The organism is Sphingobacterium alkalisoli (genome assembly GCF_005049105.1).
Taxonomy (GTDB): Bacteria; Bacteroidota; Bacteroidia; order Sphingobacteriales; family Sphingobacteriaceae; genus Sphingobacterium; species Sphingobacterium alkalisoli.
Genome location: NZ_SUKA01000010.1, coordinates 101,178 through 114,125 on the forward strand (window position 1 = coordinate 101,178; position 12,948 = coordinate 114,125).

A 12,948-nucleotide genomic window follows, 5' to 3' on the forward strand; every position below is an offset into this window, starting at 1 on the left:
AATAAACTATATGGCATCTGTTGTTAATGTAATATTATCTGGGGGCGTGGGGTCACGTCTATGGCCGTTATCTCGCAAGGCAAAGCCCAAACAATATATTCCCTTGTTTGAAGGACAGTCCCTGTTTGAACTGACAGTAGCCCGAAATCAGAAGATCACCGATAAAACGCTTATGGTGGGAGGTATCAAGAATGTAGACCTCGCAAGAGAATTTCTTCCCGATGCCAACAGTCATACGATTGTCGAAGCCGCCCCCCGCAATACCGCTGCCGCAATTGCTTTTGCGGCATTAGCCTGCGATCCGGACGACATTTTGATCGTTACGCCATCAGATCATTTAATCGAGAACCAGGAAGCGTACGAGCATATCATGCGCCAAGGGATAAAATATGCCGAAGAAGGCTTCTTAGTCACCTTCGGTATTCAGCCTACACGTCCGGAGACCGGATATGGCTACATTGAATATCAAGGAAACGATGTGCTTTCCTTTCGCGAAAAACCCAATGAAGATACCGCAAAGGAATTTCTGAAAAAAGGAAACTTTTTATGGAACTCTGGAATATTCTGTTTTAAGGCATCCATTTACTTGGAGGAGCTGTTCCGTTTCGAGCCCAAAGTATTCCGCACATCCAAAGAAGTGTATGAATCTGCCAACGGAGGCCCATTTTCAGCAGATCTTTCCGCTAAGATACCCTCAAAGAGCATTGATTATGCCGTAATGGAGCGCAGTGAACGCATAAAAGTCATTCCCTCTAACTTTATTTGGTCCGACATGGGGTCTTACGATTCGTTGTATGATTACCTCCAAGTAAAAGGGCATCAGGTGGATAGCAGTGGCAATATGGTTATCGGTACCCAAAAATATGTGTCTTTCTTGGGGGTAGAAAATACCATTCTCGTCCATACCGAAGATGCCATCCTGGTAGTGCATAAGCGATCCTCACAAGATGTCAAGCATTTGTATGAAGAATTGGAAAATAATAATTCGCCTCTGCTGTAAATGTGTGATATCAAGCTGTTAGACTTGATTCGAAAATGAATAATTTAGAGTTTTTACAAAAAAAAAGAAAGGTTTTCAAACGGGGAGAATGAAAACCTTTACTAACCAATTATAAACCTAAATTATGATGATACAAATATAAGGCGCTTTTTGATATCTTGCAAGCAAAACGGTTAAATAAATGTATATTTAACGTTTTTTTAACATTAGCACCCTTTGGATGTGCTAAATCGTATTTTTCCAGTGGAATGTTACGAAGATTTAAAAGCGAAATTTGCGCTAACTACGGCTTCAGATGGAACACCAGTCCGAGTCCTGCACTGACAATATGATTAAACTGCACCGATGGAAAATTTTTAAAAAAATGGATCAGGTATTTATCCGTTGTACCCACCTCATAATAGAGCCCCCAGTTCTTATAGCGTACCTCGCTACCCAGAAAACCCCCTATATTTAATCCCGGTCGGATTAAATAATAATTGGGTTCATAATAGCTTGGTAGTTTAAAGAAAAAATCCTCATTCAGGGCATAATTGACCCATAGCCCCATCTGGAGCCACTCCACATGGATATCCTCTTTATATTCGCGATGTAGCGTACTGTATTTACCTTTAACGGTCAAGGAATGGATAGGTTCGGTGCCCGAGTACCTGCGCGGTACAAACCCATATAACAGATCCCCTTTCCAACGTTTGTTGGGCGATTCATAACCAATACCTGTCGAGAATAGACCAATATTTCCGGCAAATTGAAGCTTGATATTGCTGGGCATAATCTTGTAGGCCAGACCTTTGTAGGTCAGATCGGATTTTTGCAGGGTATCCTGGGCCGAGACAACGTCCGCGAGAAAAAAAGGTAGAAGCAGTAATAAAATATAGGCTCTCATTAGTAGTGGATAAGATTTACGGAAATGGATTGATCTTCAACGGTAACCTCCACAAACGAACGTTTCTCCAGTGAGGGCGCGATGAGATAGGGCATGCCATCATTGTAAGGCTCGTCGTACGAAAAGACATGCGTATGCCCATGGATCGACAGGCTTGCTTTATCGGTAGACGCAAGCAGCTCCGTAAACGAATCGACCTTATTGGGATCGAAATCTGCCGACATCGGAGGTACGTGCGAGAGGAAAAAGATATGATCCGTCTCTTGGGTGTCCGTCTGCCGGATCTGCTGGGCGAGCCACTCCTCGTTGGGTAGCGTCCCATCAAATCCACGCTCCCTCGAATTAGAATTAAAGACAATAAATGCACTTTTTCCATAGCGGAAAGTGAAGTCGTCGGGTCCGAAGTATTTTCGATATATTTCTGGCCCATTGCCGAGCATATCGTGGTTTCCGATGGTCGCGATATTCGGAAATTTCAACTTTTTAATGTCATTGTAGTAGTCGTTATACTCGTAGTTCGCACCAAAATCGGTGATGTCGCCACCGTGTAATACAAAGGCGATCCCCTCCTCGGTATAGTGCTTATTGGCATATTTTACAAAATCGCTCAGCTCGCCCAATGCAATCTGGGTATCCGAGATAACCAAAAAAGTAAAGCTACTTTTCTGTGGAAGCGAGCGGATCTGTTCAACAGCCTTGACGTTAAGATCACGTGCCAGGGGTCTTACCTCCAATAGCGAGTATTGAAAAGCTTTCTTACAGCCCGTTAGCAGCATTAACAGCGCTATACCAAAAAGAAATACGCGAGGTTTCATATGTATATGTATAGTATCCGAGCGCAAAATTATACTTTATAAAACTAACTTTTAAGGCGAAAAAGTCAGATAAATCTCCTATTTTTAGCATAGGGATTTCGCTTTTAACTTTTTTGTCCGTTTCTCGTCCTTGCGAGAAGGAGGTACGACGACGAAGCAATCTCATTATTGGGCGTAGACTGCTTCGTCGTACCTCCTCGCAGTGACGAATGTTTTTTAAAAGCGAAATCCCTGATTTTTAGAATCCGCTGTGTTGGAAAAAACAATATTTTAGCGAACTTGCGGTTGCTTGCATGTGGGAATGTATCTGGCGTGCGAATTTTAGAGTAAGAAGAAATGCTAGGCATGCGTGAATCATCACACGAATACATTTTACACGATACCGACATACAAGCGCTCTCCTATGTTGGCTTATTGAAACATGTTCAATCCGCGGCTTCGTTAGATCCGCGGGATTTCGATTCTATTTATCCCATCGAACTCGAAATCAATGCAGGACTGTTTTCCAAGACAATCAATGCAATCGCCTTTCCAACAGTAGCGGTCAGTCAGGTAGGCACATCGTTGATTACTAGCTGTTCCTGCGATCATTCCAATAGTCAGTTTCTCTGCCCATATCAAGCTGAAATTATATTCAGCATTTTAGAGCGGAGTGAGATCCGCCTCTTTTTCGACCCCACTCTTCGTCGACAAAAGATCCATCCCGTTGCCAAGGGATATGGATTAGAAAATGAACCCGATCTGGATGTCTATTTTGAGTTAGCCTATCAAAACGGCGCCGTAGAGATACAGCCCCGGTTAAAAGAATTAATGAAGCTCGATGCGGCCGTATTTAACCGGGAACTCCTACCGATCCAACCCGCTAAGGTAGCTTCGCTTGCCAAGCAGGATACCGAAAAAAAGCAGATTCTCGTTATTGGTCATCAGCGGTTTTATAATAAGCTCCATATCCAGGTCATGGAAAGCGACGTGGGCCAGTCCGGAAAGATCAAAAATCCGCTGACAACTATTGATACGAGGCAATTAATATGGAAATCCCAAGATCTCTTACACGTCAAATTCTACACGGCAGTAAGTAGTTTTCAGGATCAGTATACGACCGAGCACGGGGAGGCTCAATTCGAAGCGCTGAAGGTCATCGTAGCGAATTCGATGGGGTTGAAGACCTACTATCACGATAAAAGCATCGCCGAGAAGATCAGCGCAAAATCCCTCGTACCGATAGCGCTCGATACCCTGCAAGCAGAGATCGAACTGCATGTCTTTAAAAAGGAACCCTTTTACGAAATCACCGGGCAGTTGGTATTCCATGACAGTATGTTGCCCTTCACCAATGTGGTTGTTCGAAATGAGTACTTTGTCGTTCGCGGTAATCGGATGAGCTTAGTGAGTGATTCCGATATGCTCCGGGTTATCAAGTTCTTTAAGCGTAATAACGAGAAGTTGCTGATACATTCTTCCAAATACGAAGAATTTCTACAGACCGTTCTCGCCCCACTTGCACAGCGCATCCAAATCCACTACAGCTACATTAAAGCGGCAACAGCTGTCGAATTGGCGGAGAAAAGCTATGAAAGAGCCCCCCTCATCTACCTGCATCAAGAAGGGAATTACATCTCCATTACACCCGTTATGCGCTACGGAGCGATCGAAGTACCCGTCTATTCGCGGCAGCAATTGCTTGATACCGATCAAAATGGGAATGTATTCCAAGTAGCACGAGATCAGGCAGCCGAGCTGCAGCTTACCACTTTGGTCATGCAGCAGCATCCCGATTTCGAACAGCAGCTGCAGGAGCACGAGTATTTTTACCTCCATAAAGATGCCTTTTTGGACGACAGCTGGTTTTTGGATGCCTTCGAGCTATGGAGGCAGGCGGGAGCGACCATCTTAGGGTTCAATGAGCTTAAGGTGAATACATTAAATCCGCATAAAGCCAAGGTAGATATACAGGTCATCAGCGGAGTAGATTGGTTCAATGCCCATGTAAAGGTGCGTTTTGGCAGACAGCAAGCTTCCCTCAAGCAATTGCATAGGGCGATCCGCCACAAACGTAAATTTGTACAGCTCGACGATGGAACACAGGGCCTCCTGCCGGAGGAGTGGATGCAAAAAATTGCGGGCTACTTCCAGGTCGGAGATATCGATAAGGAGTTGATCAAGATACCCAAAGTCAATTTCACCGCTATTTCCGATCTGTTTGAGAAAGAAATGCGGAGTGAAGAAGTCGAGGTTGAATTAGCAGCATATGCACAGCAATTTCTGCAGATAAAGCAGATCCCCGAGGTACCTGTCCCTGTAGGTCTGCACGCTACGTTGAGGCGCTACCAACAGGAAGGCCTGAATTGGTTGAATCTCCTCGATCAGTTCAGCTTTGGAGGCTGTCTAGCGGATGATATGGGCTTGGGCAAGACCATACAGGTTATCGCTTTCATCCTGTCACAGCGTGATAAGCATACCCATCATACCAATCTGATTGTGGTACCGACGTCCTTGCTTTCCAATTGGCAGGATGAGCTCACAAAATTTGCACCTTCGATATCGGTAAGAGTGCATTATGGCGCCGATCGAAGTAAGAATACAGACGACATGCACGACTATGAGGTCATCCTCACCTCATACGGTATGCTGCTTTCCGATATCCGATGGTTAAAAGAGTTTCGGTTCAATTACATTTTTCTAGACGAGTCGCAAGCCATCAAAAACCCAAATTCCGAACGCTATAAAGCCGCCTGTTTGCTGCAGTCTAGAAATAGGATCGTGCTTACCGGCACACCCATCGAAAACAACACATTCGACTTATATGGGCAGCTTTCATTTGCCTGCCCTGGCCTGTTGGGTAGCAAGTCCTATTTCAGGGATGTGTATGCACTGCCCATTGATAAATTTCAATATAACAAGAGAGCTGTCGAATTGCAGGAGAAGATTAGGCCTTTTATGCTCCGTCGAACGAAAAAGCAGGTAGCCAAAGAGTTGCCCGAAAAGACCGAAATAGTGATCTTCTGTGAAATGAATGCCACGCAACGGGAAATATACGATAGATATGAACGCGAGCTACGCGAATATATATCTGCTACAGACGAGGATGAGATCCATAAAAATGGAATGCATGTACTCACCGGGCTCACCCGTCTTCGACAGATCTGTAATTCTCCCGTATTGTTGAAGGAGGGCTATTCCGGAGCCGATGCGGTCAAGATCGACGTATTGATGGAACAGATTGTCAACAAATCCGGTGAGCATAAAATTCTGATATTCTCTCAATTTGTGGGAATGCTGGATCTCATCCGAACCGAGCTCGAGAACAGCGGAATACCTTTTGAGTACCTGACCGGGCAGACCAAGGACAGAGGGCCCAAGGTCGATAATTTTCAGGCCAACGAACATATTCGGGTATTCCTAATCAGTTTAAAAGCAGGCGGCACCGGCCTCAACCTGACCGAAGCAGATTACGTCTATCTCATAGATCCCTGGTGGAATCCTGCGGTAGAGAACCAGGCTATCGACCGGAGCTATCGGATCGGACAGACAAAGAATGTAATTGCGGTGCGCTTGATCTGTTCGGACACCATCGAAGAGAAAATAAGACATCTTCAACAGCGAAAGCATAAGCTAGCACAAGATATGGTGAAAACAGATGGGCTATTATTGCGTAATTTTTCCAAAAATGACCTCCTTGATATACTGTAATAAGGCATAAATGTTAAAAAAATGTTAAAAAATCATCAACCTGCAACAAATGGCACATTATTTACGTTAATGTGGTAGGTTAATAATTGGTTTGAAAGATTCCGGCGCTCCCCGCGTTGGAATCTTTCTTTTTTTTTCTGTTTCGTATCGCGAATGCAAAGCATTTTATCTAAGTTTGAACTTCGATAGCCGGATAAGAACAACAATACCTTTTTGCAATTCATGGAACAGACCACGTCGTATAACAATACATCCCGTTTGCTGCTTTTGCTGTGGTTCATACTGTTAAGTTTTTCTTACGCCGTAGGAAATACGGTGCCGTACCGCTACGCGCAGGTCATGCGTGGAGTTGATAGGTATCATAGCATGATCAAGGCAGCCGTTAAGGATCCAAGTGGGCTTATCTGGACCATTTCCGGCGGTCAGTTGTATCGGTATGATGGTGTCAATGTCGTGCCCTTTGCCAAATTATTTTCGGGCAAAGTGCCCTTTGATGAGCTGGAGTCCCTTGCCGCCGATAAGTGGGGCCGTATTTGGCTACACAGCCGCAATGGTCTTTTGGTCTTCGACACGCAGCAATGGCGGTTCGTTGATAAAGAATCCTACGCCAAAGGTCTGGTGGGGCTTCAAGTTGCGGGGATGTTCAATCAGGGAGATCGGTTCCTTATTGCTACGGCCGACGGGATGGTCTGGCAGATCCAGAGCGACCGCAAGACTTTTTTATTTTATTTTGATCCCGATACCGATACCAAGCGCAAGCCTGTCGGTCGGCTTTTTGTGGCCGATAAGCAGCACGTATGGCTCGCGTTCAATAACAGGCTCTATAGCTACGATTTCCATACCCATCGGCGAGGGTTGCGCGCCTTTCCAAGCGGCGTCTTCGACTATATTGAAGACCTGCTGCCGATCAAGGGAGGCGTCCTTATCCGCAATTACCGGCACGGCTACTATATTTACGATAAGCAACGTTTTCGCCTCTCAAGTCTACGTTCAGAAGACGGCCCGTCCGATGATTTTACCAATTGGAGCCACTGGTCGTTTACCGATAGCGACCGGGTCAAGGTGTTTTACAAAAAAGGACAGTACCGCGAGTACAGTAGGGATACCGCCTTTCGGTTGCTTTATGAAGGTTCCCATCGCTTAGAAGAAGATGTATTATATCAGCGGTTAAACAGCTGGCAGCGAGCCGGCGATGAATGGTTCCTTTCTACAGACGGAGGTCTTTACAGTGTTTTTCCGGCAAAGGTAGATTTTGATTTTATGGATACCGGTTCCGCGCGCGGCATGGTCCGGCAGGGCGATCAATACTATTTTGGCGGCTATGGCTACCTCGATCGCATGGATATCCGCGGCAAGCAGGATAAATTTACCGAAGCACCGGAAAATAATTACTACGCCTTTCTGCCCATCAGTTCCGATACCAGCTACACCATATTAGAAGGAGATTTCTTGGGTTACCTGATAAAGGGGAAAGTAAAAAAGGCACCTTTGCTTGTTCCGAGTAGCTATAAACAGCATTTTGCGCCCATGGCATATTGTGCTGCGGTGTATACCGCAGATACGCTGTTGGTCGGTACATCCAATGGCATCTGGAAATATGCCCGGTCTACAGGTGTTGTATCACCTCTTCAGGATCGCAAGGGAGGTTTTTTTAGTCAGCGCATGCGTATCATGTCTCTGCGGTGGCACCAAGGGATATTAAGCTACACCTCCGAAGACGGTTACTTTACCTGGCGAAAAGGGCGTTCGCAAAAAGTTTATCCCGCCGCGCAGACCAAGCTCGTCGTTTACGACCACCTTGTACTTGGCGACAGCACCTATTTAGCCACCAAAGGACGGGGCCTGGTTGTTCTGGATAGAAATAATAATCCTGCGCGGAGTATAGGGAAAAAAGAAGGACTCGCGAGCGATGTCGTCTATCAGTTTATCTGGCAGGATACCGCCCTTTTTATGGGTACCCACGAGGGGCTCTCCGTCCGGGTGGGTTCGCATATTTACAATTACGACCACAGCGATGGCTTGCCGTTCGAAGAATTTAATCATCAGGCCATCTATTACGACAAATCCACGGGTCGCCTATTTATGGGAGGTACCGGTGGCTATGTATCCTTCCGGCCCTCCCTGTTGCTCTCCACGATCGACCAATATCATTTTCCAGATCCCTTATTGTTGGGTATCCATATCGGCAAGCGTTCCAATCAGTATGCGCATACCTATGCCAGGGGCGAGCTCCAGGATACGATTAATATGCCCGAGGATGCCGTTTGGTTTTCCATGGATTTCGCGCATTTAGCGCAGTATCGACAGGCCTACAAAATGTTCTACCGCATTCTACCGTTGATGGATGGTTACCAGGCGATGCCCGCTTCCGGGCAGATCAATCTCACGGGCATGCCTACAGGCGAATACCATGTCTCCGTTGTCCTGCAATCCGGCAATCAGGGAGCCTCCGCCGAGCGCAGCTGGCTCCTGTATAAGAAACCCATCTTCACCGAGACACAGGGCTTCTATCTGCTGGTTCTGGTCTTTATTGCGGGGCTGACCAGTTTTGTGCTGTACGAGCGAACACGCAAGGTCAAAGGCGAAAAAAGGTTGCGCAAGCAAATCTCCCGGGATTTGCATGACGAGGTAGGGGGGCTCCTTACAGGTATCTCTATGCAGGCCGATCTACTGCGACTTGGTCGATATATCCAACAGGCCGATTCTGTCGCATCCATCAGCAACTATAGCCGCGAGGCCATCCAGATGATGGACGATATCATATGGGCCATCGATGCACGAAACAATCAAAAAGGAAGCCTTGGTGATCGGATGAAGCACCTTGCCGGTCAGATGCTCGAGCCTTTGGGCTTAGATATTACCTTCGATATGGACCACCGGTACGAGCGCAGCATGCCACAAAGTGTGCGGCAGAATCTATACCTTATTTATAAAGAGGCTCTGCACAATATCTGTAAGCATGGCGGCAATGCAAAGGTATATATCAAGCTGCATGTACTTGCAAAGCGCATTGAAATGACGATACGCAATGAAGGCGTGGAGGAAGTTGAGCCCCATATCTTAGCTGGCCGACCGGGGCAGGGCGTACAGAATATGAAGCTCAGGGCAGAGCAGATCGGAGGCCGTTTTTCGTCCAGCCCTATCGATACAGGCTATCAAGTTGAGGTTACCGTACCACTCCATAAGGGATTTTTATGGCTATTTTTTAACGATTAATTGAGCTTACTATGAATGATATTACCTATGTATTAGGACTTTATTTTGCGGGGTTGGGCCTATTACTTTCGCTAGCCGGTATCTTACTCCGCTTTTATTATAAGCACCTGCGTACCGATCGTGCCGAGCAGCTTATCTGCATTGCTGTAGGCGTCATGATGTGGCATATTATTATTTACATTATGATCTTAAACGGACATATCAAACAATGGCCTAATCTGTATAATAAGGGCATTCCGATCTATTACCTTATTGCCCCCTGCACCTACTACTATACCTTGTTGAAGCTGTATCCCAAGGCCCGGATCTCCCGACTGTGGTATCTGCATCTATTGCCATTTGCCTTCGGTCTTATTGATATTATGCCTTATGCAGTAGCCAGTACAGAAGAAAAGGTCGCGCTATTGGAATTGGTTACCACCGATCTGCAGATGGGATTTAAGCATAGTTATGGTTTTATAGATCAAAAATGGCATTATATCGTCAAATTTCTGTTAGCCTTCGTGTACTTGATGGCACAGTGGCGATTAATTTATATTTTTGAACCCAGCGAAACGCACGATGCGGCTCAGAAGCGGTCCGTTATAGGGTTTTCAGGCATGTATTCCCTTCATTTATTTTTGCAAGGCAGTATGATCCTCAATGTATTGTTTAATCAATTGCAGGGATCATTTATCCTGCGCGATATCAATCAGATTGTGTGGGTAAGCCTGTTCTTTATGTTTTTCAGTGTCTGGGTTTTTTATAGCGCTTTACCACGTCGATCCGCAAATAGGCAAATACGCAGATTCGCAAATAGGCAAATCTAACATCTAAAATCTCACATCTCATATCTAAAATCTAACATGAAACACCGTTTAGCCATTATCGAAGACCGTCAACCCGTATTAGATTCCCTTGCTAACTTTTTTACCAGTTCCGAGCACTTCGAATTGGTTTTTACGGCCAATTCCATGGATAGCTTGGTAGATATTTGGGACCGGCAACAGCTTGACCTGGTACTCTGCGATATCGGTTTGCCCGGCAAATCGGGCATTGAGATCACCTGGTATATCAAGAAGAGAGCGAGTTCCGTTCAGGTGATTATGTTTACGGTATTTGAAGACCGGGACAATCTTTTCCAGGCCCTTTGTGCCGGAGCTTCGGGCTACCTGCTCAAGAGCACACCCCTGTTCGAGTTGGAAGCACGGTTGCTCGAAGTGATGCGCGGTGGGTCGGTGATGAGCCCGCAGGTGGCCCGCTTGGTATTCGAGCACTTCAATCCCACGCTCGACAGAGCCGAGATAAACCGTACCGAACAGCTCACCCCCAGGGAGATTGAGATTGTCACCTTACTCCAGCGTGGCGCCCCTACGAAGCAGGTTGCCGAGCAGCTTTTTATATCGGTCGATACCGTCAAATACCACGTACGCAATATTTATGCGAAGTTGCAGGTCAATAGCCGGGCCGAGCTGATCCTAAAATATAAATAACCGAAGACTTATTTTGTATGTCACCATAAAATTCACTAGGTTTGGGATTCCAAAGCCGGATGGAGTCAAGGTCTAAACCTCCTTGTCTAACAAACAAATTAACTTTTAACCTGTAGCTTATCATGGATTTGATGACTGTTCTCGGTTTTTGTTTTTCCGTATCCGGTCTTGTTCTCACTATAATCGGAGTCGCATACCGCCTGTCGCATAGAAGGCTTCGACGGCGACGGCCCGAGATCCTTGTTTCCATTGCCGTTATTTCCATCGCCTGGAATATTTTCGTCTACCTCATGTTGGTCAATGGCCATATGCCTTCCTTTCCTCATTTGTATAATAAGGGGATTCCCTTTTACTATTTAACAGCCCCCTGTAGTTACTATTATACCCTGCTGCTCCTTTATCCCGGAGCCCGCATTTCGCGCTATTGGTACCTGCATTTGATCCCTTTTGTATTTGGGCTTATCGATATCATCCCTTATACACTAGCTTCGGCCCAAGAGAAAGCACAGTTGTTAGCACTCGTTGTCAGCGACATCAAAATGGGTTTTCGTCATTCCTATGGCTACATCGAGCAAAAGTGGCATTATATCCTGCGGTTTGGGCTTTCCGCCGTCTATCTCGTGGCCCAATGGCGCCTGCTGTACATTTATGATCCACGTGAAAATAGCAGATTCCAAGTCCGGTGGCCCCTTGCGATCAGTTTTGCTGTCATTTACTCCTTACAGATTCTCTTACAGGGCACGTTGGTGATGACAGTGCTGTCCAATGAACTGCAGGGCACCTTTCTGTTAAGAGATATCAATCAAGTCATCTGGATCAGCCTCTTTTTTCTGCTGCTTACCCTATGGTTTTGTTGGAGCGCCTGGCGGCGCGTACGATTAAAATAAAAACTACCCCTTTGGGTAGGTTTTATCCTACACCTACAGCGTAACTTTGTTTACAGTATAGAACTACTCGTGAAAAACAAGTCACGCTATTCAGTATTCCTCCAATAGGAGCGATGTTGGATAGCGTTGATGTACAGGACAAGACCTTCGGCCGGGAAGGGTACAGTTGTCGATATTTCGTGGTAGAGAAATTATTATTAACTGCTCGTATTGTATGTTTAGTATTTTTAGTCGTAAACGTCGTTATAATGATCTGAGTTGGATCAAGGTCGATGTCCATTCCCATCTGTTGCCCGGTCTCGACGATGGAAGCAGTTCTCCTGAAGAGAGCCTGCTCATGATGGATACCCTCTTCCGTCTAGGAATTGATCAATTTTATGCCACACCCCATATCTTCAATCGGCTGTATCCCAATGACCATTCGAGTATAGAAGCCGCGTTTCGCGAACTACAGTCGGGTTTAAAAGGACGCAACCTCCGTATGGCCTATGCGGCCGAATACATGGTCGATGCCGATTTTGAAGACCTGCTATCCCCAACCGGAAAGCCCCTCGTCTGTCTTCCGGGTCGGCATGTACTTATCGAGATGTCCTATCTAGAAGAAAGCCTGCGCATTGAACATATCATCAGCCGGTTGATCGAACTGCGTTACAAGCCTATCTTGGCACATCCCGAACGGTATGTGTTTTACCACCAGGAACCACAGCGCCTCAAGAAGTTTAAGGATCTCGGCTGTTTGTTGCAACTTAATATCCTTTCGCTCTACGGTTACTACGGGGGGCGCGAGCAGAAAGTTTCCGAATATCTACTCAAAAATGGCATGATTGATCTCGTCGGTACCGACGCACGGCAGCTGCGCCATGTAAGTGCGTTGGCGCATTACGTCAAAAAAGAAGATCTGTCCGGCCATTTTAAGCATAGTCCACTTCAAAACGAGACTCTTTTTAGTATCGCATAGCACATGAATAGTTTTTTCCACTTC

Annotated in this window: 10 protein-coding genes; 7 read left to right on the forward strand and 3 right to left on the reverse strand. The window is 46.0% G+C overall.

What is annotated here, in order from left to right:
* Positions 1-10 precede the first annotated feature (10 nt).
* Positions 11-1,000: a mannose-1-phosphate guanylyltransferase gene (locus FAZ19_RS22240; RefSeq protein ID WP_136822976.1), complete on the forward strand. Its 990-nt coding sequence runs from the start codon at positions 11-13 to the stop codon at positions 998-1,000.
* A gap of 283 nt (positions 1,001-1,283) precedes the next feature.
* Here FAZ19_RS22240 and FAZ19_RS22245 read toward each other — a convergent pair whose 3' ends face one another.
* Positions 1,284-1,886, reverse strand: a complete 603-nt coding sequence (locus tag FAZ19_RS22245; protein ID WP_136822977.1) for a hypothetical protein — start codon at positions 1,884-1,886, stop codon at positions 1,284-1,286.
* The gene (locus tag FAZ19_RS22250; protein WP_136822978.1) at positions 1,886-2,701 is read right to left on the reverse strand and encodes a metallophosphoesterase family protein; all 816 of its coding nucleotides are present in this window, start codon (positions 2,699-2,701) and stop codon (positions 1,886-1,888) included. The genes FAZ19_RS22245 and FAZ19_RS22250 overlap by 1 nt, the downstream gene beginning before the upstream one ends.
* Positions 2,702-3,046: 345 nt before the next feature.
* Between FAZ19_RS22250 and FAZ19_RS22255 the strand changes: the two genes are divergently transcribed.
* The 4 genes from FAZ19_RS22255 (at position 3,047) to FAZ19_RS22270 (ending at position 11,079) form a co-directional block, all read left to right on the forward strand.
* Positions 3,047-6,391 carry a DEAD/DEAH box helicase gene (locus FAZ19_RS22255; protein ID WP_136822979.1) on the forward strand — a complete coding sequence of 1,115 codons (3,345 nt, stop codon included), beginning with the start codon at positions 3,047-3,049 and terminating at the stop codon, positions 6,389-6,391.
* 222 nt (positions 6,392-6,613) lie between these two features.
* Complete coding sequence (locus FAZ19_RS22260) at positions 6,614-9,607, forward strand: sensor histidine kinase (RefSeq protein ID WP_136822980.1); 2,994 nt, start codon at positions 6,614-6,616, stop codon at positions 9,605-9,607.
* An 11-nt stretch (positions 9,608-9,618) separates the two neighbouring features.
* A complete protein-coding gene (locus FAZ19_RS22265) occupies positions 9,619-10,416 on the forward strand; it encodes a hypothetical protein (RefSeq protein ID WP_136822981.1) in 798 nt (265 codons plus the stop codon).
* Between the two features lie 36 nt (positions 10,417-10,452).
* Positions 10,453-11,079, forward strand: a complete 627-nt coding sequence (locus tag FAZ19_RS22270; protein ID WP_136822982.1) for a response regulator transcription factor — start codon at positions 10,453-10,455, stop codon at positions 11,077-11,079.
* A gap of 98 nt (positions 11,080-11,177) precedes the next feature.
* Here the strand turns inward: FAZ19_RS22270 and FAZ19_RS22275 are convergent, their stop codons facing one another.
* A complete protein-coding gene (locus FAZ19_RS22275) occupies positions 11,178-11,405 on the reverse strand; it encodes a hypothetical protein (protein WP_136822983.1) in 228 nt (75 codons plus the stop codon).
* Between FAZ19_RS22275 and FAZ19_RS22280 the strand changes: the two genes are divergently transcribed.
* Entirely contained in the window at positions 11,406-11,966 is a 561-nt protein-coding gene (locus FAZ19_RS22280; protein ID WP_136822984.1) for a hypothetical protein, read from the forward strand.
* 214 nt (positions 11,967-12,180) lie between these two features.
* On the forward strand, positions 12,181-12,924 hold the full coding sequence (locus FAZ19_RS22285) for a tyrosine-protein phosphatase (protein ID WP_136822985.1): 744 nt from the start codon (positions 12,181-12,183) through the stop codon (positions 12,922-12,924).
* Positions 12,925-12,948: the final 24 nt, after the last annotated feature.